At 63.7% G+C, this 20,005-nt stretch carries 18 protein-coding genes; all 18 read left to right on the top strand.

The features are described 5' to 3' along the window. Positions 1-18: 18 nt before the first annotated feature. Positions 19-819, top strand: a complete 801-nt coding sequence (locus AAIL67_RS05845) for an aspartate dehydrogenase (RefSeq protein WP_343483567.1) — start codon at positions 19-21, stop codon at positions 817-819. Positions 820-1,025: 206 nt separating this feature from the next. Beyond that, entirely contained in the window at positions 1,026-2,024 is a 999-nt protein-coding gene (locus AAIL67_RS05840) for a tripartite tricarboxylate transporter substrate binding protein (RefSeq protein ID WP_034350829.1), read from the top strand. A 119-nt stretch (positions 2,025-2,143) separates the two neighbouring features. Then, positions 2,144-2,902 carry a 5'-methylthioadenosine/adenosylhomocysteine nucleosidase gene (locus tag AAIL67_RS05835; RefSeq protein WP_343483566.1) on the top strand — a complete coding sequence of 253 codons (759 nt, stop codon included), beginning with the start codon at positions 2,144-2,146 and terminating at the stop codon, positions 2,900-2,902. Positions 2,903-3,216: 314 nt separating this feature from the next. Next, positions 3,217-3,993, top strand: coding sequence for an SDR family oxidoreductase (locus tag AAIL67_RS05830; RefSeq protein ID WP_343483565.1), 777 nt, complete (start codon positions 3,217-3,219; stop codon positions 3,991-3,993). Positions 3,994-4,154: 161 nt separating this feature from the next. Next, complete coding sequence (locus AAIL67_RS05825) at positions 4,155-5,027, top strand: IclR family transcriptional regulator (RefSeq protein ID WP_343483564.1); 873 nt, start codon at positions 4,155-4,157, stop codon at positions 5,025-5,027. Further along, positions 5,020-5,820 carry an SDR family oxidoreductase gene (locus AAIL67_RS05820; protein WP_034382295.1) on the top strand — a complete coding sequence of 267 codons (801 nt, stop codon included), beginning with the start codon at positions 5,020-5,022 and terminating at the stop codon, positions 5,818-5,820. The genes AAIL67_RS05825 and AAIL67_RS05820 overlap by 8 nt, the downstream gene beginning before the upstream one ends. After that, a complete protein-coding gene (locus AAIL67_RS05815; RefSeq protein WP_063662782.1) occupies positions 5,813-7,507 on the top strand; it encodes a thiamine pyrophosphate-binding protein in 1,695 nt (564 codons plus the stop codon). Before AAIL67_RS05820 ends, AAIL67_RS05815 begins: the two co-directional genes overlap by 8 nt. Before the next feature lie 11 nt (positions 7,508-7,518). After that, positions 7,519-8,994 carry an aldehyde dehydrogenase gene (locus tag AAIL67_RS05810; protein WP_343483563.1) on the top strand — a complete coding sequence of 492 codons (1,476 nt, stop codon included), beginning with the start codon at positions 7,519-7,521 and terminating at the stop codon, positions 8,992-8,994. 11 nt (positions 8,995-9,005) lie between these two features. Further along, entirely contained in the window at positions 9,006-9,965 is a 960-nt protein-coding gene (locus tag AAIL67_RS05805) for a VOC family protein (RefSeq protein ID WP_034350816.1), read from the top strand. A gap of 155 nt (positions 9,966-10,120) precedes the next feature. Then, positions 10,121-11,098, top strand: a complete 978-nt coding sequence (locus AAIL67_RS05800; protein ID WP_034350813.1) for a tripartite tricarboxylate transporter substrate binding protein — start codon at positions 10,121-10,123, stop codon at positions 11,096-11,098. 136 nt (positions 11,099-11,234) lie between these two features. Continuing rightward, positions 11,235-11,456 carry a recombinase-like helix-turn-helix domain-containing protein gene (locus AAIL67_RS05795; RefSeq protein WP_003060438.1) on the top strand — a complete coding sequence of 74 codons (222 nt, stop codon included), beginning with the start codon at positions 11,235-11,237 and terminating at the stop codon, positions 11,454-11,456. Positions 11,457-11,480: 24 nt separating this feature from the next. Continuing rightward, positions 11,481-12,506, top strand: a complete 1,026-nt coding sequence (locus AAIL67_RS05790; RefSeq protein ID WP_224649241.1) for an aromatic ring-hydroxylating dioxygenase subunit alpha — start codon at positions 11,481-11,483, stop codon at positions 12,504-12,506. After that, positions 12,503-13,462, top strand: a complete 960-nt coding sequence (locus AAIL67_RS05785; protein ID WP_224649239.1) for a PDR/VanB family oxidoreductase — start codon at positions 12,503-12,505, stop codon at positions 13,460-13,462. Before AAIL67_RS05790 ends, AAIL67_RS05785 begins: the two co-directional genes overlap by 4 nt. Before the next feature lie 196 nt (positions 13,463-13,658). Next, positions 13,659-14,723, top strand: coding sequence for a porin (locus tag AAIL67_RS05780; RefSeq protein WP_034382288.1), 1,065 nt, complete (start codon positions 13,659-13,661; stop codon positions 14,721-14,723). A 151-nt stretch (positions 14,724-14,874) separates the two neighbouring features. Next, the gene (locus tag AAIL67_RS05775; RefSeq protein WP_224649237.1) at positions 14,875-16,143 is read left to right on the top strand and encodes an MFS transporter; all 1,269 of its coding nucleotides are present in this window, start codon (positions 14,875-14,877) and stop codon (positions 16,141-16,143) included. 770 nt (positions 16,144-16,913) lie between these two features. Further along, positions 16,914-17,858, top strand: coding sequence for a dihydrodipicolinate synthase family protein (locus tag AAIL67_RS05770; RefSeq protein WP_034382285.1), 945 nt, complete (start codon positions 16,914-16,916; stop codon positions 17,856-17,858). Positions 17,859-18,070: 212 nt separating this feature from the next. After that, complete coding sequence (locus AAIL67_RS05765; RefSeq protein WP_012840224.1) at positions 18,071-18,703, top strand: TRAP transporter small permease; 633 nt, start codon at positions 18,071-18,073, stop codon at positions 18,701-18,703. Between the two features lies 1 nt (position 18,704). Then, positions 18,705-19,970 (top strand): TRAP transporter large permease, encoded by a 1,266-nt coding sequence (locus AAIL67_RS05760; protein ID WP_253232947.1) that lies wholly within the window; start codon positions 18,705-18,707, stop codon positions 19,968-19,970. Positions 19,971-20,005: the final 35 nt, after the last annotated feature.

Here is a 20,005-nt window from a genome sequence, read left to right as displayed (position 1 = left end):
TTTTTCAGGAGGCTAGAGATGAAAAATATTGCTTTGATTGGCTGCGGCGCGATTGGCTCCAGTGTGCTGGAGCTGTTGAGCGGAGATACCCGGTTGCAAGTGGGCTGGGTACTGGTTCCCGAGATCACGCCAGCCGTGCGCGAGACGGCTGCCCGCCTGGCGCCACAGGCGCAGCTGCTGCAGGCCCTGCCCGGCGATGCGGTGCCGGATCTTCTCGTGGAATGCGCGGGTCATGCAGCCATAGAGGAGCATGTGCTGCCGGCGCTGGCGCGCGGCATTCCTGCGGTCATCGCATCCATAGGCGCCTTGAGCGCACCGGGCATGGCCGAGCGCGTACAGGCTGCGGCCGAGACCGGCAAGACGCAGGCCCAGCTGTTGTCGGGCGCCATCGGCGGCATTGATGCCCTGGCTGCGGCGCGTGTCGGCGGCCTGGACACGGTGCTCTACACGGGCCGCAAGCCGCCCAAGGCATGGAGCGGCACCCAGGCCGAGCAGGTCTGCGATCTGGACGGACTGACCGAGGCCTTCTGCATTTTCGAGGGTTCGGCGCGCGAGGCCGCACAGCTCTATCCCAAGAATGCGAATGTGGCGGCCACCTTGTCGCTGGCGGGACTGGGGCTGGACAAGACCATGGTGCGTCTGTTTGCCGATCCTGCCGTTCAGGAGAACGTGCACCAGGTCGAGGCGCGGGGTGCCTTCGGAGCCATGGAGCTGACCATGCGCGGCAAGCCTCTGGCGGCCAACCCCAAGACCTCGGCGCTGACCGTGTACAGCGTGGTGCGCGCTGTGCTCAACAACGTGGCTTCCCTGGCCATCTAACCCGGTACTGACCCGTTCCAGCCATGTGCCGTGCCGGTGGCATCGGTCTTGCTTGCGTGTTTGCAAAAGTGCGCGCCAGCACCGCCCATTTGAGCATGGCATCCATGGTGTCATGTCTTTGCCCGCCGGCCTTTGCGCTGCATCAAGCCTGAGGCGCATCGGCCTTTAGCCTTTTTGAAATTTCCGTTCTCCCAGGAGACAAGACCATGCAACGTTCCGCCTTCCTCAAGTCCTGTCTGGCGCTGGCCTGCACCGCTGCGCTCCCCGCCGCCATATCCCCTGCTTTCGCTGCCAGTGCCGCCGAACAGCTGTCCAGCGGTCAGTTCACCATCATTGCGCCGTTCCCCGCCGGCGGAGCAGTGGACATCCTGTCCCGCATCCTGGCCACGGGCCTGACTGAGGAGTACAAGCAGGCCTCCATCGTCGACAACCGCCCCGGTGCCAACGGCAACATCGGCATCGACATGGTCAAGCGCGCCAAGCCCGATGGCCATACCTTGCTGGTCGTGCCTCAGGGCAACCTGACCATCAATCCCACGCTGATGCCCAAGCTGCCCTACAACGTGTTCGGCGACTTCGTGCCCGTGGCCTCAATGGGGCGTGCGGCCAATGTCATCGTCGTCAATCCCCAGGTACCGGCCAAGACCATCCAGGAGCTGGTGGCACTGTCCAAGTCCAAGCCCGATTCGATCAGCTATGCCTCGCCCGGCGTGGGCTCCAGCCTGCACCTGGCCGGCGAGTTGTTCAAGGACAAGTCGGGTGCCGACATCATGCACGTGGCCTACAAGGGCTCGGGGCAGGGCCTGAACGATGCCCTGGGCGGTACCATCCCCATGCTGATCGCCAACATGCCCACCGTGCTGCCCCATGTGCAGTCGGGCAAGCTACGCGCCCTGGCCGTGACCGATGCCACGCGCTCGAGCTTCCTGCCCAATGTGCCGACACTGGCCGAGGCTGGTGTTCCGGGTATTGCCGTTTCGTCCTGGTATGGCGTGCTGGCTCCGAAGAACACACCGCCCGAAGTGGTCAAGCAGCTGGCCGAGGACATCGACAAGGTCATGAAGACCCAGGCCGCGCAGAACCAGCTCAAGGCCCAGGGCATGACCCCCTGGGTGGTCAAGGGCGATGCCTTTGGCGAGCTGATTCGCAAGGAGACCGCGCTGTGGGCGCCCGTGGTCAAGAGCCACAATATCGTGGCGCAGTAAACCGTCATGCTCTAATCGCGCCTCTTGCGCTTCCCACAAAAGCGGCCCAGTGCCGCTTTTGTGCTTTCTTTTGTGCTTTCACCAGGGCCTAGAGGCCCATGTTCGGAGTATCCCCATCCATGACGCTTGCCATTCTCAGCGCTCTTGCCGAAGAACAACACGGCCTGGTCGACGCCATGCAGGACATGCAATGCCTGCGCCATGCCGGACGCGACTTCTGGCTGGGCCGGCTGCACGGGCATGAGGTGGTCTGCGCGCTGTCGGGCATAGGCAAGGTGGCCGCCGCCACCACCACTGCCGCGCTGATCGAGCGCTTTGGCGTGCGCGGCATTCTGTTCACCGGCGTGGCGGGCGGCATCGGCGCGGATGTGAACGTGGGCGATGTGGTGATCGCGCGGACCTTTCTGCAGCATGACATGGATGCCTCGCCGATCTTTCCGCGCTGGCAGTTGCCCGGCTACGGCTGCAGCACCCTGGCCTGCGACGAGGCGGCGACGGACAGACTGGTGCAGGCCGCCGACTCGGCGCTGCGCTCGGGCATCGTGGCTTCGTATGCTTCGGCCCGCGTCCATGAGGGCCTGATTGCCAGCGGCGATCAGTTTGTCAGCTCGCGCCAGGCCAGTGCGCGGCTGAGAGCCGATCTGGAGGCCGCCGGCCATGCCGTGCTGGCCGTGGAGATGGAGGGCGCTGCCGTGGCCCAGACCTGCCTGGATTACGGCACGCCGTTTACTGCAATGCGCACCATCTCGGACCGGGCGGACGACAGCGCCCATGTGGATTTTTCGGATTTCGTGCGCACGGTGGCAAGCCGCTACGCGCAACGCGTGGTGCTGGATTTTCTGCGCCAGACGCCCGCGAAGAAGCAGGCTGTTTGCTAATCTTTTAGTATCTGTAAGCGATTGATAAATATGAGTTTTAAGGTGTTTTAAGCCTGAACTCATTCACTGATAGGCGCTATAAGCTATTGATATTGATGACTTCGATCCAGCCTGCCGACAACTGCAGGCCGGATACCTTTTGTTGCCCTGTTTTCCTTTCAACCGCGCTTGTCGCGGTTTTTTTACGCCCGTATGTCGCTGTGGTGTGCTGACTACGGGTTTCTCCGGGTATTGACTCAAAAGAAGCTCACTAAACTGCAGTCTTGTTTCAAGAAAAAAGTGTCATTTCATATTTGAAACAAACAAGGTTTAAGATGACCCTCAACACCATGCCTTCCACCGGTCAGCTCGCTGGGCGCCGGATCCTTGTGACCGGCGCTGCCCGCGGCCTGGGTTTTGCTTTTGCTCAGACGCTGTGCCAACAGGGGGCACAGCTTGTCTTGGCCGATCTGCGCGCCGAATTGCTGAGCGAAGCCGTTGCCAAGCTGCGCGCCATGGGCTTCGAGGCTCACGGCGTCGCCTTTGATGCGAGCAACCCGGCTTCCATAGAACAGTGCGCACAGCAGGCCGTGCAGACCCTCGGCGGTCTGGATGGCCTGGTCAACAACGCGGCCGTGACGGACTCCGGCGGCAAGGGCATGGACGACATTGCCCTGGACAAATGGGACCAGGTGATGAACGTCAATGTGCGTGGTGTCTGGCTGATGACCCGTGCCTGCCGTGCGGCGCTCAAGGACAGCGGGCGCGGCGCCATCGTCAATCTGGCTTCCGACACTGCCATGTGGGGCGCTCCCAACCTGATGGCCTATGTGGCGAGCAAGGGCGCCGTGATGGCCATGACGCGCTCCATGGCGCGCGAGCTGGGCGCGGATGCCATCACCATCAATGCCGTGGCTCCGGGCCTGGTGCTGGTCGAGGCCACCGAGTACGTGCCTGAGCACCGTCATCGCCTCTACATCGACCAGCGCGCGCTGCAGCGCGAGCAAGGGCCCGAGGATGTCTCGGGTGCCGTGTCCTATCTGCTGTCGGACGGTGCGCGCTTCGTGACGGGGCAGGTGCTGCCCGTCAACGGCGGCTTCGTCATGAACTGATATGAATTGCCCCCTGAGTCGCTGCGCGCCTTCCCCCCAGGGGGACGACAGCCTCGCTGCGGGGCGGCCCTTGCTTGCTGTCTCTGGCGACGGAAACGGTGCATGCAGCGGGGGCGCTTCAAGCTTGGGTGCAACAAGCTGGAATGAACCGAAAGTTGGATATGTCTGCTTCCACTATTCCTGAAGATGCTGGTGGCGCGCCGGACGGCGGCTCCGACAAGTACATGGTGCCCGCGCTGGAGCGCGGCCTGCGCCTGCTGCAGGAGTTCGGTCGCGGCAACGCCACGCTGGGCGCTCCCGAGCTGGCGCGCCGCCTGCAGCTGCCGCGCGCCACAGTGTTCCGCATGCTCAACACGCTGGAGAGCATGGGCTTTCTGCAGCGCGCCGAGGGCGGCAACGATTACCGGCTGGGCCTGTCCGTGCTGCGCCTGGGCTTCGAGTTCCTGTCCTCCATGGACCTGACCGAGCTGGGCCAGCCCGTGATCGCGCGGCTGTGCGAGGCAATCCGCTTCCCCTGCAACATCGTGGTGCGCGACGGCCGCTACATCGTCTATGTGGCCAAGGTCACGCCGCCGACACCGCTGACCAGCTCGGTGCGCGTGGGCACGCGGCTGCCCGCCCATGCCACGCTGCTGGGTCGCATCCTGCTGGCCGACCTGTCGCTGCCGGAGCTGCGTGCCCTCTATCCCGAAGAGCAACTGGAAGGCCATTCGCCCAATACGCCCAGGACCGTGATCGAGCTCTTCGACCTGGTTCAGTCCGATCGCGAGCGTGGCCATGTGGCCGGTGCGGGCTTCTACGAAAGCTCGATCTCCACCATCGCGGCGCCCGTGCGCGATCACAGCGGCCGAGTCATCGCAGCCCTTGGGGTGACCCTGGCCTCGGCCCAGATCGACCTCGAGCGCCAGACGGAGCTGGTGCCGCGTGTCTGTGCGGCGGCCACCGAACTGTCGGAGCTGCTCAACTACCGGCCGCAGTCCAGCGCGCAGGTTCTGTCCATCACTTCAAGGCGCGCAGGAGGCGGCCATGCATGATTTCACACTCGACGCGACGGCCGTCGTCACCGGCGGCTCTTCGGGCATAGGCCTGGCCACGGTGGAGCTGCTGCTGGCCCAGGGCGCACGCGTGGCCCTGTGCGGCCGCAATCCAGAGCGCCTGGAGCAGGCCGTCAAGCAACTGCTGGAGCGTCATCCCGAGGCCAGCGCGCGCCTGTTCGCCCAGGCTTGCGACGTGCTCGATGCCGAGCAGGTGCAGCAGTTCGCCCGCGCCAGCGAAGCGGCTCTGGGCCCGGCTTCCATCCTCATCAACAACGCCGGTCAGGGACGTGTCTCCACCTTCGAGAACACCAGCGACGAAGCCTGGACCGAAGAGCTGCACCTGAAGTTCTTCTCGGTGCTGCATCCCACGCGCGCCTTTCTGCCGCAGCTTGAGCGCGGCGAAGGCTCGGCCATCGTCTGTGTGAACTCGCTGCTGGCTTCCCAGCCGGAGCCGCACATGGTCGCGACCTCGGCGGCGCGCGCCGGTCTCAAGAACCTGGTGCGCTCCATGGCCACCGAGTTCGCGCCCAAGGGCGTGCGCGTCAACGGCATCCTGGTCGGCCTCATCGAGTCAGGCCAGTGGCGCCGCCGCTTCGATGCCCGCGAGGACCGCAGCCAGACCTGGGAGCAGTGGAGCGCCGAGCTGGCCTCCAAGAAGTCCATTCCGCTGGGCCGCCTGGGATCACCCGCCGAAGCCGCGCGCGCCATTTTCTATCTCGCCACGCCGTTGTCGTCATACACGACCGGCAGCCATATCGATGTTTCCGGAGGCCTTTCCCGCCATGCCTAACGCAACCCAAATCACCGTCGGCGCCGTCATTGCCGAATTCCTCGAGCACTGCGACGTGAAGGCCGCCTTCGGGGTGATCTCCATCCACAACATGCCCATCCTCGACGCGATGTTTGCACGCGGCAAGGTGCGCTTTGTGATGGCGCGCGGCGAGGCTGGCGCCGGCAATATGGCCGACGCCTGCGCGCGTTCCACCTCCAGCCTGGGCGTGTGCATCACCAGCACCGGCCCGGCTTCGGGCAATATCGCCGGCAGCCTGGTGGAAGCCTATACGGCCGGCACGCCGCTCTTGCATATCACGGGCCAGATCGAGACCCAGTACCTGGACAAGAAGCTGTCGTACATCCACGAGGCGCCGGACCAGCTGACCATGCTGAAGTCCGTCTCCAAGGCCGCTTTCCGCGTGCTGAGCGCCGAGACCTGCTTGTCCACGCTCAAGGCCGCGGTGCAGGCCGCGATGACTGCCCCCACGGGCCCGGTCAGCGTGGAGATTCCCATCGACATCCAGCAGGCGCTGATAGACATGCCGGCCGATCTGTCGCCGCTGCCGGTGGCTGTGCTGGCACCCAGCGAGACCGCGCTCGATGCACTGGCCGACCAGTTGGCCAAGGCCAGGCGCCCGCTGCTGTGGCTGGGCGGCGGCGCCCGCCATGCCGTTGCCGCAGTGCAGCGCCTCAAAGCCATGGGCTTCGGCATCGTCAGCACCGGCCAGGGCCGCGGTATCGTGCCCGAGGACGATCCCGCATCGCTGGGCGCCTACAACATCCAGAAGCCCGTCGAGGCCTTCTACCAGCGCTGCGACGCCATGCTGGCCGTGGGCACGCGCCTGCGCAGCAACGAGACGCTGAAGTACGAACTCAAGCTGCCGCGCCCGCTGCTGCGCATCGATGTGGACGCCGCTCAGCAGGGCCGCTGCTATATGGATGACGGTTTTGTCTGCGGCGACTCGGCCCTGGCCCTGAACGGCCTGGCCGACCGCCTGGAAGCGCGCGGCTACCGGGCCGATCCCGAGCTGCTGGCCGATCTGCGCCAGGTGCACGACGAAGTCGTGGCCACCATGCGCGACGGCCTGGGCCCCTACAGTGCCCTGGTGCAGCAGCTGCAGCAGGCCGTGGGCCGCAACTTCAACTGGGTGCGTGACGTGACCGTCTCCAACAGCACCTGGGGCAACCGCGAGCTGCGCTTCTTCGAGCCCAACGCAGGCGTGCACGCCACGGGCGGCGGCATCGGCATGGGCATGCCCATGGCCATTGGCGCGGCCATCGGCGCGGCCGAAAGCGGCTCGGGCCGCAAGACGCTGGGCCTGGCCGGCGACGGCGGCTTCATCCTGAACCTGGGCGAGCTCGCCACTCTGGTGCAGGAAGAGTGCGACACCATGATCGTGTTGATGAACGACCAGCGCTATGGCGTGATCCAGAACATCCAGGACGCCTCCTACGGCGGCCGCCGCTGCTATGTGGAGCTGCACACGCCCGACTACGCACAGTTGTGCGCGTCCATCAAGCTGCCCCATGCCCGCGTGAGCCATCTCGACGAGCTGCCTGCGGTGCTGGAAGGCGCCTGGGGCAAGAAGGGGCCCTTCCTGCTCGAGATCGACATGCGCGCCATCGGCAGCTTCAAGACCACGTTCTCGGGCCCGCCTGTGAACAAGCTGGACCAGATCCCGGCCACCACCAAGGCTCAGTGAGGAGTTTCACCATGTCCAAGCTAGAACTGCTCCCCATCAATATCGCCGGCGAATGGCGCCTGGGCGGCGGCGACGAATCCGCCACGCTGTACCCCGCGACCGGCGAGGTGGTGGGCCGCCTGCGCGCCCCCAGCCTGGCCGATGTGCAAGAGGCCATCCAGAAGGCCGACCAGGCCTTTCGCACCAGCGGCTGGGCCCAGAAAAAGCCCCATGAACGCGCCGCCGTGCTGCATCGCGTGGCCCAACTGATCCGCGAACGCGCCGAGCCCCTGGCCCAGCTGCAGCGCCTCGATAACGGCAAGCCCATCAGCGAGACGCGCGCCCTGGTGGCCAGCGCCGCCGGCACCTTCCAGTTCTTCGCTGCGGCCTGCGAGACCATGGAAGAGACCATCACGCCGTCGCGTGGCGACTTCATGACCATGAGCGTCTACGAGCCCATGGGCGTGGTCGCGGCCATCACGCCGTGGAATTCGCCCATCGCCAGCGAGGCGCAAAAGCTCGCTCCCGCGCTGGCCGCAGGCAACGCGGTGGTGGTCAAGCCCGCCGAAGCCACGCCGCTGCTGGCGCTGGAGCTGGCGAAGATCTGCGAGGAAGCCGGTGTTCCGAAGGGCATCGTCAGCGTGTTGCCCGGCCGCGGCTCGGTGATCGGCGACGCCATCACCAAGCACCCGCTGGTCAAGCGCGTATCGTTCACCGGCGGCACTTCCACCGGCAAGCACATTGCCCGCATCGCGGCCGACAAGATGATGCCCGTCTCGCTGGAGCTGGGCGGCAAGTCGGCCACCATGGTGCTGGAAGACGCCGACCTCGACCATGCCGTCAACGGTGTGCTCTACGGCATCTTCAGCTCCTCGGGCGAGTCGTGCATCGCCGGCTCGCGCCTGTTCGTGGCGAGGCAGCTCTATGGCGACTTCATGGAGCGCCTCACGGCCAAGGCCGCCGCCTTGCGCGTGGGCGATCCGGCAGACGAGCGCACCCAGATGGGCCCGCTGATCACCGCCAAGCACCGCGAATCCATCGAGAGCTACGTGCAGCTGGGCCTGTCCGAAGGCGGCCGGCTGCGCACCGGCGGCCACCGCCCCGAGGGCGCGCTGTACGAGCGCGGCTACTACTACCGCCCGACCATCCTCGAAGGCGTGAACAACAACGACCAGATCTGCCAGCAGGAGATCTTCGGCCCCGTGCTCGTGGCCATGCCCTTCGACGACGAAGAGGCGCTGCTGGAGCAGGCCAACGACAGCGTCTACGCACTGGCCGCCGGCATCTGGACGCGCGACTACAAGGCCGCGTGGCGCATCGGCCGTGCCGTGCAGGCCGGCACCGTGTGGATCAACACCTACAAGCAGTTTTCCATCTCCACGCCCTTCGGTGGCTGGCGTGACAGCGGCCTGGGCCGCGAAAAAGGCCGTCTGGGCATACAGCAGTACATGGAGCAGAAGAGCATGTACTGGGGTTTGAACGAGAACCCCATCGCTTGGGCGAATTGAAGGAGCACGACATGAGCGTACTGGGCATTGACGAAATCAGCTACGGCGCCGACGATCTCGCGGCCTGCCGCCAGTTCTTCCTCGACTGGGGCCTGAGCCTGGCCGAGGAGCAGGCCGACCGGCTGGTGTTCGAGACACTGAACGGCTGCCGCGTGATCGTGGCCGCCACCAATCACCCCGATCTGCCGCCCGCCATCGAAGCCGGCCCCACGCTGCGCGAAGTGGTCTGGGGGGTGGAAAGCGAAGCCGACCTGGCTTTGTATGCAGATCGCATCCGCGCGCTTCCAGGCTTCGTCCAGGGCAATGGCCGCATCGGCTGCACCGACCCCAACGGCCTGGCCGTGCGCCTGCAGCTCACGCAAAAGCGCGATGTGCAGATGCAAAGTGCCGAGTACAACACCTGGGACCGCAAGGGTCGCATCAACCAGGCCAGCCCGGCCTACGAGCGCGCCCAGCCCATCGAGGTCGGCCATGTGGTGTTCTTCGTCAAGGACGTGCAGGCCTGCGAGCGCTTCTATGTGGAGAACTTCGGCTTTGCGGCCTCGGACCGCTATCCCGAGCGAGGCGCTTTTCTGCGCACCGCGCCCGATGGCGGCCACCACGACATCTTTTTGCTGCAGCGCCCCGACAAGCATGCGGGCCTGAACCATGTTGCCTTCACCGTGCGCGACATCCACGAGGTCTTCGGCGGCGGCATGCATATCTCGCGCTGCGGCTGGGACACCCAGCTCGGCCCGGGCCGCCACCCCGTGTCCTCGGCCTATTTCTGGTACTTCAAGAACCCGGCCGGCGCCCTGGTCGAGTACTACGCCGACGAGGACCAGCTGACAGCCGACTGGCAGCCGCGCGAGTTCGAGCCCGGCCCGACGGTGTTCGCCGAGTGGGCCATCGACGGCGGCCTCGACGGCAATACGCGGCGCCAAAAGGGCGTGGGCGCTGCCGACGGCAAGTTCCTGACCGACAAGAAATGAAACACCCGCTGAGTCGCTTCGCGCCTTCCCCCTCTCTCGCTGCGCGGGAGGGGACAACACCCTCGCTGCGGGGCGGCCCTTGCTCGGTGTCTCTGATGTGTTCACCAGATCCTCTGGCTGGCTAGAGGCTTAACCACAACCCCACGGGCTATTTCATGAAAAACATTCGTCGCCAGGTAGTTATCTCTGCTGCATTGCTGGCTGCAGCCCAGATGTCCGGTTCCGCGCTGGCGCAAGCTTATCCAAGCAAGCCCATCACCATCGTCGTGGCCTATCCGGCCGGCGGCGATACCGATGCCATGGCGCGCCTGTATGCAGAGAAGCTGGGCCAGCGACTGGGTCAGCCCGTGGTGGTGGACAACCGGCCAGGTGCCAGCGGCACCATCGGCACCGTGCATGTGGCCAAGGCCGCACCCGACGGCTATACCTTGCTGCTGGCGCCCAATACCTTTGCCATTGCCCAGTTCGTGCTCAAGACCAACGCGGGTTCGAGCTATGACGTGCTTGGTGGCTTCACGCCCATCGTGCAGACCAGCGTGCAGCCCATGTTCGTGGCTGCCAGCCAGGGCTCGGGCATCAAGGACATCAAGACCCTGGCGAGCCAGGGCAAGCGCGACGGCCTGACCTATGCCAGCCCCGGCAGCGGATCGCCCATGCACATCCTGGGCGAGATGTTCAACAAGGCCGCAGGCACCAAGCTGTCCCACATTCCCTACAAGGGCGTGGCGCCCGCAGTCAACGACCTGATCGGCGGCCATGTGCCCACGACCTTCATGACCTGGGGCCCCATCGCGCCCTACGCAGGCGGCAAGGTCAATGTGCTGGCCGTGGCCGATGCCCAGCGCAGCCCGCTGGCACCGAATGTGCCCACGCTGGCCGAGCAGGGCGTCAAGGATGTGGAAGTGTCGGCCTGGCAGGGCCTGTTCGGCCCCAAGGGCATGAAGCCCGAGACCGTCAAGCTGCTGAACACCCACCTCAATGAAATTCTGAGGATGCCGGACGTGGTTGCCAAGATGGCGGCCTTCGGCGCCCTGCCTGCGGGCGGCGAGCCGGCACGTCTGGAAAAGACCAATGCTGCCGACTACAACCGCTTCGGCAAGCTCATCAAGGACCTGGATATCCGGGCCGACTAAATGACCACCCCCTGAGTCGCTTCGCGCCTTCCCGTTGCACGGCGCCCCCCAAGGGGGACGAGACCCTCGGTGTGGGGCGGCACTCAGGGCAATGAAGCAGAACCACGATTCAAGACAGTTTTCGAAGGAGAGAACCATGGCCGCTGATCGATATCTCGAGCCGCATCAGGCGCGCGAGCGCGCCTCCACCCTGTTTGAGGACCTGCTGGGCGACTCCATTGAGCGTGCCTTCGGCGAGGGCGTGCAGACGCTGCCCGAGCTGGTGGCCTACATCAACCGCAGCGGCCCCGCCGGCGAGAACGGCGAGCCCTGGACCGAAGACAGCTTTCAGGCGCTGATGGCCCGTCTGGGCTATTGAGACAGAACAGGACAGGAGTACCCCATGAACGTACAAACCATCACCATCGATCCGGTGGACCGTTTGCTCAACACGGGTCTGAAGAGCCTCTGGTATGCGGTCTGCCCTTCGGATTTCGTCAAGACCGAGCCCGTCTCGCTGCGCCGCTTCGGCCGCAAGATCGCGCTGTGGCGCGATGCTGCCGGTCAGGTCCATGCGCTGGAAGACCATTGCCCGCACCGCGGCGCACCGCTGTCCCAGGGCGTGATCCTGGGCGACCGCCTGGCCTGCCCCTACCACGGCGTGGAAGTGCGCTGCGACGGCACGGTGACCAAGGTGCCTGGCAGCCCCGGCTGCAAGCTCGAAGGCTCGCGCGCCGCGCTGGCTTTCCATGTGCGCGAGATGCATGGTGCGATCTTTCTCTACAACAGCGACAAGCATGTGGACGAGGCGCCCGAGTTCAGCCTGCCCGAGGAACTGAGCTCGCCCGAGTACTCGAACTTCCTGTGCTATGCCGAGTGGCGCAGCGACTACCGCTACGCGCTGGACAACGTCATGGACCCCATGCACGGCACTTTCCTGCACAAGCAGTCGCACTCCATGGCCGAGGGCGACAGCAAGGCCAGCTTCCAGGTGCGTGACACCGATCACGGCTTTGTGTTCGAGAAGGTCGGCCAGCGCGGCGTGAACTTCGACTGGACCGAATATGGCGAAACCGGCGTGCAGTGGATGCGCCTGGAGATTCCCTATCCCAAGACCGGCGGCCCCGGCGGCAACTTTGCCATCGTCGCCTGCGTCACGCCCATCAGCGCCGATCTGTGCGCCGTGTTCTTCTGGCGTGCGCGCAAGGTGCAGGGCTGGATGCGCGACACCTGGCGCTTCCTCTACCGCAACCGCCTCGAGGCACGCCACTGGGCCGTGCTGGAGCAGGACCGCATCATGATGGAGCAGATGGAAGCCGACGCCAACGAGCGCGAGAATCTCTACCAGCATGACATCGGCCTGGTGCGCCTGCGTCGCCACCTGCGTCGTCAGGCCCAGGAACAGATCGACGAAGGCATCGCATCATGAGCAACAGCTTGCAGGCCTTTGTGCACACGCTGCGCTTCGAGGCCCAGGACACCATCAGCGTGGAGCTGCGCCCGGTCGATGGCGGCGAGTTCCCGGCCTTTACGGCCGGCTCGCACATCGATCTGCACCTGCCCAACGGGCTGGTGCGCAGCTATTCCCTGTCCAACGACAGCAGCGAGCGCCACCGCTACGTGGTCGGCGTGCTGCGCGACCGCGCCAGCCGCGGTGGCTCGCGCTGCGTGCACGAGTCGCTGCGCGTGGGCATGCCCATCACCATCTCCGAGCCGCGCAACCACTTCGCACTCGACGAGACAGCGACGCATTCGGTGCTGGTGGCCGGTGGCATAGGCATCACGCCCATGCTGTGCATGGCACGCCGGCTCAAGGCCCTGGGGCATTCGTTCGAGATGCTGTACTTTGCGCGCGAGCGCAAGAGCGCGGCCTTCCTTGATGAGCTCGCGGCATTGGGCATGCCGCTGCACCTGCACTTCGATGCCGAGGCGGGCGGGCCGCCCGACCTGAAGGCATTGCTGGCGCAGCGCGCACCCGATGCGGGCCTGCACCACTACTCCTGCGGCCCGACGCCCATGCTCGACGCTTTCGAGAAGTTCTGCGCCGAGCTCGGCCATGCCAACGCCCACATTGAGCGTTTCACGCCGGTGGAAGTCAAGGCCGCGTCCGATGCGCGCAGCAACTACACGGTGGAGCTCAAGCGCAGCGGCCGCTTCATCGAGATCACGCCCGACAAGTCCCTGCTGGACACGCTGCTGGACGCCGGTGTCGATGTGGACCACAGCTGCTGCGAAGGGGTCTGCGGCTCCTGCGAGACCCGCGTGCTGGAAGGTGTGCCCGACCACCGCGACTCGGTGCTCAGCCCCAAGGAGCGCGCCGCCAACAAGGTCATGATGGTCTGCGTCTCCGGCTGCAAGAGCGAGCGTTTAGTTCTGGATATATGACGCTCCGGGGTACGTGTCGTACCGGTGCTTCCCTGCTCGCTGCGCGAGTGAGGTGGCACCTTCGGTGCGACGCGACCGGCCCGGGCCCTTGCTCGGTATCCCTTGGCCGCGCCATGTTGAATTGACCAGCGCAGCACCGGACCAGCCACTGAATAAAAGCCACCGTCCCAAACCACCTCTTAGAGGAGACAAAACCATGAAATCCATCCATACGCCGGCCCTCGGCGTGGCGCTAGCCTGTCTGGCGTCTTTGCCCGGTGCCGCTTCGGCACAGTCCAAGGTCGAGCTTTTCGGCGTCGTCGACGTCGGCGTTGCCCATCTGGGCGGCTCGGGAGCCTCCAAGACCGGTCTTTCCACAGGCGGTGCCAACATCAGCCGCCTGGGCTTTCGAGGCACAGAGGACCTGGGCGGCGGCCTGAAGGCGGGATTCTGGCTCGAGGCCGGCCTGGATGTGGACAGCGGCGCTGGCAAGGCCACGGGCGGCGGTCTGAGCTTCAACCGCCGCTCCACAGTCAGCCTGATGGGCAACTGGGGCGAGGTGCGCCTGGGGCGCGATGACTCGGCCACTTTTCTGAACACGCTGATCTTCGATCCCTTCCTGACCAACGGCGTCGGCGGCACGGGTGCCTTCACCATGCTGGGCATTCCGGGCATCCCTTCGACTGGCGGTGCGCCCATACAGATCAGCAATGCGGTGAGCTATTTCCTGCCCCAGAACCTGGGCGGCTTCTACGGCCAGGCACAGCTGGCATTCGGTGAGCAGCCCAGCGGTGCTCCCAACAAGCGCGAGGGCGACTACCGTGGCCTGCGCCTGGGTTACCGCCAGGGCGCTTTCAATGGTGCGCTGGCCACGGGCCGGCTCTACGGCAATACCAGTGACACCAATCTGACGGCGAACAATGTGGGCCTGTCCTACGACTTCGGCGTGGCCAAGCCCATGCTGCTGTGGGCCTCGGAAAAACGCGGCCCCACCAAGATCACGGCCGTGCAGCTGGGCGTGACGGCTCCCGTGGGCAATGGCGAGGCCCGTGCCTCCTTTGGCCACTACAACCTGTCCGGTAGCAATGCGGACTGGAACAAGATCAGCGTGGGCTATGGCTACAACCTCTCCAAGCGCACCCAGGTCTACGGCACTTATGCCTTCCTGAAGAACAAGGGCTCGGCGGCGAAGTCCATCGGCGTGCAGGGGCTGAGCGCTCCCGGTACCACGCCGGGCGGCAACTCCAATGGCCTGGAACTGGGCATCCGCCACTTCTTCTGATCCTGCCCCGCAGGGCCGGCCTTGGCCGGCCCCGGGGTTTCGGCGGCAGCACGGCTGCCGAACCGCGCGCCCGCCAGGACGTGCGCCCTGGCGGGGCCGGCGAGTGCCGGTCCCGGCTTTTCTCTCTTACAACGCTAGCCGGACCCATATCATGAAAGACTCACGCTCGTTGCGCTGGTGGGGCGTGGTCACGCTGTTCGTGATCGTCGCCATTTCCTACGTGGATCGGATCAATATCTCGGTCCTCATCACCGATCACGACTTTCTGTCGCACATCGGTCTCACACCCGACGATCGAACGCGTCAGGGCCTGCTGGCCACGGCCTTCATGGTCGGTTACGGTGTTTCGTCCTTTGTGCTCACGCCATTCTGCGCGGCGCTGTTCGGCGTGCGCCGCAGCCTGTTCGCGGGGCTGCTGCTGTGGGGCGTGGTGACCTTTTTGTCGCCGGCCATGAACAGCTACGGCTTGCTGCTGGCATCGCGCATTCTGCTGGGCGTGTCCGAGGGGCCGCTGTTCTCCCTGGCCGGCAGCTACATCAAGGCGCATTTCGAGAGCCGCGAGAACGGCAAACCCAACTCCCTGGTCAATATGGGCACCGGACTGGGCCTGGCGGTGGGCTATCCCTTCGTCGGCTACCTAGTCGTGGGCCACAACTGGGAGACCTCGTTCCATGTGCTGGGCCTGATCAACGTGCTGCTGGGCGTTCCGCTGGTCTGGGCTTTTGTGCGCATGCCCAAGGTGGAGACCGGCATGCCCAAGCCCCAGTCGATGGGCGAGGCCGTGGGGCAGGTGGGCCGGATCGTGCGCGGTGCCATGCACACGCGCTATCTGTGGCTGATCACCATTCTCACGGCGGCCTTTCTGTCCTATCTCTGGGGCAGCAGCAACTGGCTGCCCGCCTATCTCAAGGAGTCGCGCGGCTTTTCCATGCGCGAGATGGGCTGGCTGGCTTCGCTGCCGCAATATGCGAGCGTGGCGGCGGTCTTTGTCGGCGGCATGATCATCGACCGCATCGCGCGCCGGCAGGTGCCGCTGATCTTTGTCTTCGGCAGCTTGGGCGTGGCGATTGCAGTGTGGCTGGCCATCCATATGGAAGACCGCTATGCGGCAGCTTATTGCCTGATTGCCGCCAACTTCTGCTGGGGACTGATGAGCCCGGCCATCCCCAGCACCGTGCAGCACTGCGCGCGGCCCGAGCATGTGGCCAGCGCCTATGGCGTGGTCAACGGCGCGGGCAGCCTGGTCGCGGGCTTCATGCCGGCCATCATGGGGGCGGTGATAGGCACGCTGTCGGCCCGCGGCGGCGTGAGCGCGGGATTCTTTGCGGGCTTCGCGGCGCTGATAGGCACGCAGGTGATCGTGATGCTCTGCGGCATCGTGCTCTGGGTGCGCGAGCGCGGTGAGGGTAGTGCCGCATAAGCTACCCTCAGACTGTTCAGTGGAAGCAGTCTCAGATCATCCTGCCTTATGCATCTGTGATGCTGCTCAGACGATAGCTTCTGCAGTGCAGTGACCTTGTCTCTGCGACCTGTGGATTTTCAGTCCTGGGCCTGCGCTTGACTTCATCCCCGCTTGCATGGGGCAGGGCTGAGGTGGACTGCGTCAATGCACTTAGTCCTTGGTGCTGGCAGACTGGAACTGCGGTAATGAGCGATGGCGAACATCGCATTCAGCGCGTCCGCGACTATGTGGAACAAACGCACGAACTCATCGAACTGGGATGCAAGAGGCAGTCCCGCCGGCATGCGACCGGGACCAGCGCAAAGCTGCCTCCATGAGTGGTTTGTGTGCCATACAACGATCACCTGTGCATCCTGACCCCGGCGCAGCGCCAGCGTGGCCCGGCGCCGGGTTTGACCGCAGCGCCGGGCAGTAACTGAGGGCGGTGCTTCTGCCGCGGTGGGGCCATAGTCGCGAGCGGACCGCTGCCTGGATGCAACGGAAGGGCGGTGACGATCTCGGCGAGGTATCCAGGAGAACCCTATTGCACAACGCCTAAGAACTACTTAGTCTTCGTTTCTGAATATTTCAAATATATTTACAGTCTATTTAAAGACGAAGTATTTCACCGCTCATCTGGATTCCGTGCGCTGATGCAGCGAGCGTTATCCCAACAAACGGTTTCGTGCAACGGACTTGCGCGGAACTGAAGGCGGTGTTCTTAGGTGGTTTTTTACAAGGGTAGTTTTATGGAAACGAACATCTTTACCGGCACCATTCCTGCACTCATGACTCCATGCACCGCACAAGGCACGCCAGATTACGACGCGCTGGTCGCCATGGGCAAAGAGCTCATGGCCGCAGGCATGAGCGCTGTTGTGTACTGCGGATCCATGGGGGATTGGCCTCTTCTCACGGCAGAGCAACGCCAAGAGGGCGTGGCCAGGCTGGTGGCCGCAGGTATCCCGACTATTGTGGGGACCGGCGCGGTGAACTCGAAGGAAGCCGTGGCTCATGCCGCCCACGCTGCGAAAGTGGGGGCACAGGGGTTGATGGTGATTCCTCGGGTGTTGTCGCGCGGCACTTCCCTGGCTGCGCAGAAAGCCCACTTCACTGCTATTTTGGAAGCCGCCCCGAAGCTGCCGGCCGTGATCTACAACAGCCCACACTATGGCTTTGCAACTCGCGCCGACATGTTCTTCGAGCTGCGCGCCAAGTACTCCAACCTGATCGGCTTCAAGGAGTTCGGCGGTGCAGAAGGCCTGCGCTATGCCGCTGAGCACATCACCTCGAAGGACAACGACGTCACATTGATGGCGGGTGTCGACACCCAGGTGTTTTATGGTTTTGTGAATTGCGGTGCTACGGGTTGCATTACGGGCATTGGCAATGCACTACCCAAGGAAGTTCTGCTCCTGGTTGAGCTGAGCAAAAAAGCAGCTCAGGGGGATGTCGTTGCTCGGCGTCAAGCTCAGGAGTTGGATGCTGCACTGGCCGTGCTGTCGTCCTTTGACGAAGGCACGGATCTGGTTCTGTACTACAAGCACCTGCTGGTCCTCAACGGCAAGAAGGAGTACACGCTGCACTTCAATGCAAGCGATGTATTGACCGACTCGCAACGCCGGTATGCCGAATCCCAGTATCAACTCTTTCGTAACTGGTATGCCGCCTGGTCCAAGGGTCTGAGTCATTGATCCAGCGTGAGTCAGCTCCCCGTGGGGAGCTTTTTTTGGGGCATCGATCCAGATCGGAAGCTTGCATCTTCCAGGAACCAGGGTTAGCAGTTTCGCCGGGTTTCCAGGCAAACACCTATTGGATCAATTGAAAAAACTTTTAATATATTTAATATATTTTTGAGATGTATTCAATCATCTGCGCCTCATTTCGTCAAATCTAAAGAACCTATATGGACGATACAACCCGACCCGCTACCGCCATCAAGCAGCCGCCATGGATTGTGCGCTGGGTGCTGGATGCCTCTGATGCGCTGCTGCGCATGGAACGGTGGTTGCTCACCTTCGCGATGTGTTTTCTGACCGCACTCATTTTGCTCAATGTGGTGACACGCTACAGCGGCATGCCGCTGTACTGGGTGGATGAAGCGGCGGTGTACACCGTGGTCTGGCTCACCTTCATCGGTGCTTCGGTCATGACGCGCCTGCGACTGGATTTTGCGGTGACGATGCTCACCGATAAGCTGAGTCCTCGCAACGCGCGGCGTGCCAAGGTGATTGCCACGGTCGGAGTGCTGTTTTTTTCTTTGGCGCTCTTTGCGATGTGCTGGCGTTGGATGGATCCCATTGGTATTGCCAGCAAGGGGTTTGATGCCAAGGAATACGCGGCGGAGTCGTTTAACTTTCTCTATACCGAACACACCCAGACGCTGGAGTGGCCGGTCTGGGTGCTGCAACTGATCATGCCGATCTTCGCAGTCTGTATGAGCCTGCATGCACTTGCCAACCTGTTGGAAGACATGAGCCTCGCACCCAAGCGCCAGCACCCTGGCTTTGCGGCAACCAACCCAGATGCGGTGAACTGACATGCTGACCTCCATTTTCTTCATCGCGATCATGATGGTGGGTGTTCCCATCGGCCTCTGTCTTTGCCTTTCGGGGATTTTTTATATCTACAACACCGAGAACACTGTGTTGCTGCAGTCCTTTCCTTCCCAGATGTTCGGGGGGGTGGACAGCTATGGCCTGATTGCCATACCGCTTTTTATCTTGATCGGTGAGGTCATGAACAGCGGCGGCATTACACGCCGACTGGTGGACTTGTCGATGGCGTTTGTGGGCTCCATCAAGGGTGGGCTTGCCTATGTGAATATCCTGGCCAACATGCTGGTGTCATCCATCATTGGCTCCGCAACGGCGCAGGTGGCCATCATGTCGCAGGTGATGGTGCCGGAGATGGAGAAGCAAGGCTATGACAAGACCTTTGCTGCAGGCCTGACCGTGTATGGCGGCATGCTGGGTCCGATCATTCCGCCGTCGGTGATGTTTGTGGTCTACAGCGTGCTGGCCCAGGTCGCGGTGGGCGATATGCTGGTCGCAGGCATATTGCCAGGTGTTCTGTTGACGGTGCTGTTCTTTGCAGTCATTGCCTGTATGGGCGTGATCTACAACTATCCACGAAGCCCCAAGCGGACCTTGCTCGAACGGGCCAAGACCGTGCTGGTTTCCAGCCCGACACTGTTGATTCCGCTGGTCATCGTGGGCTCCATCCTCACCGGCTTCGCCAATCCCACGGAGGCTGCCGCTGTGGGCGCGATCAGCGCAGTGTTGGTCGGTCGCTATGTGACCCGTGAATTCAAATACTCAGACCTGGGCGCGATCATGCTGCGTTCGGGCATCTACTCGGCCATCGTGCTGTTTCTGGTTGCAGCAGCGGCAGTGTTCTCGTGGTTGTTGATATACGGCAAGGTGCCTCAGATGGTCGCTGCCTGGGTGCAGACCGTGGCGCATGACCCGATTACCTTCCTGCTGCTGGTCAACGTGATTTTGCTGGTCATTGGCACGGTGATCGACGGCATTCCCGGCTTGATCATGACCGCGCCGATTCTTCTACCCATCGCCACCGAGATCTACCACATCGACCCCCGCCACTTTGGAGTGGTGATCGTTATCAACCTGGTGCTGGGATTGATGACGCCGCCGGTGGGGCTGAGCTTCTTCGTGGCTGCAGCGGTCACTGGTGCCAAGCCGGGTCCCATGTTCATCGTCACGTTGCCATTCTTCATCATCAGTTGCGTGGCACTTGTCATGCTCTCGCTGTTCCCCAGCTTGTCGTTGGGCTTGCTGAACTGATCCGATTCTTCGCCCTGCTTCGCCTTTCCCTCTAC

The organism is Comamonas sp. A7-5 (genome assembly GCF_039581385.1).
GTDB lineage: Bacteria > Pseudomonadota > Gammaproteobacteria > Burkholderiales > Burkholderiaceae_C > Comamonas > Comamonas thiooxydans.
This window is presented reverse-complemented; position numbering and strand designations above follow the sequence as displayed.

Bases quoted from the DNA above. Each gene is read 5' to 3' on its own strand.
- AAIL67_RS05845 (WP_343483567.1), top strand. From the start codon at position 19: ATGAAAAATATTGCTTTGATTGGCTGCGGCGCGATTGGCTCCAGTGTG.
- AAIL67_RS05840 (WP_034350829.1), top strand. From the start codon at position 1,026: ATGCAACGTTCCGCCTTCCTCAAGTCCTGTCTGGCGCTGGCCTGCACC.
- AAIL67_RS05835 (WP_343483566.1), top strand. From the start codon at position 2,144: ATGACGCTTGCCATTCTCAGCGCTCTTGCCGAAGAACAACACGGCCTG.
- AAIL67_RS05830 (WP_343483565.1), top strand. From the start codon at position 3,217: ATGACCCTCAACACCATGCCTTCCACCGGTCAGCTCGCTGGGCGCCGG.
- AAIL67_RS05825 (WP_343483564.1), top strand. From the start codon at position 4,155: ATGTCTGCTTCCACTATTCCTGAAGATGCTGGTGGCGCGCCGGACGGC.
- AAIL67_RS05820 (WP_034382295.1), top strand. From the start codon at position 5,020: ATGCATGATTTCACACTCGACGCGACGGCCGTCGTCACCGGCGGCTCT.
- AAIL67_RS05815 (WP_063662782.1), top strand. From the start codon at position 5,813: ATGCCTAACGCAACCCAAATCACCGTCGGCGCCGTCATTGCCGAATTC.
- AAIL67_RS05810 (WP_343483563.1), top strand. From the start codon at position 7,519: ATGTCCAAGCTAGAACTGCTCCCCATCAATATCGCCGGCGAATGGCGC.
- AAIL67_RS05805 (WP_034350816.1), top strand. From the start codon at position 9,006: ATGAGCGTACTGGGCATTGACGAAATCAGCTACGGCGCCGACGATCTC.
- AAIL67_RS05800 (WP_034350813.1), top strand. From the start codon at position 10,121: ATGAAAAACATTCGTCGCCAGGTAGTTATCTCTGCTGCATTGCTGGCT.
- AAIL67_RS05795 (WP_003060438.1), top strand. From the start codon at position 11,235: ATGGCCGCTGATCGATATCTCGAGCCGCATCAGGCGCGCGAGCGCGCC.
- AAIL67_RS05790 (WP_224649241.1), top strand. From the start codon at position 11,481: ATGAACGTACAAACCATCACCATCGATCCGGTGGACCGTTTGCTCAAC.
- AAIL67_RS05785 (WP_224649239.1), top strand. From the start codon at position 12,503: ATGAGCAACAGCTTGCAGGCCTTTGTGCACACGCTGCGCTTCGAGGCC.
- AAIL67_RS05780 (WP_034382288.1), top strand. From the start codon at position 13,659: ATGAAATCCATCCATACGCCGGCCCTCGGCGTGGCGCTAGCCTGTCTG.
- AAIL67_RS05775 (WP_224649237.1), top strand. From the start codon at position 14,875: ATGAAAGACTCACGCTCGTTGCGCTGGTGGGGCGTGGTCACGCTGTTC.
- AAIL67_RS05770 (WP_034382285.1), top strand. From the start codon at position 16,914: ATGGAAACGAACATCTTTACCGGCACCATTCCTGCACTCATGACTCCA.
- AAIL67_RS05765 (WP_012840224.1), top strand. From the start codon at position 18,071: ATGGACGATACAACCCGACCCGCTACCGCCATCAAGCAGCCGCCATGG.
- AAIL67_RS05760 (WP_253232947.1), top strand. From the start codon at position 18,705: ATGCTGACCTCCATTTTCTTCATCGCGATCATGATGGTGGGTGTTCCC.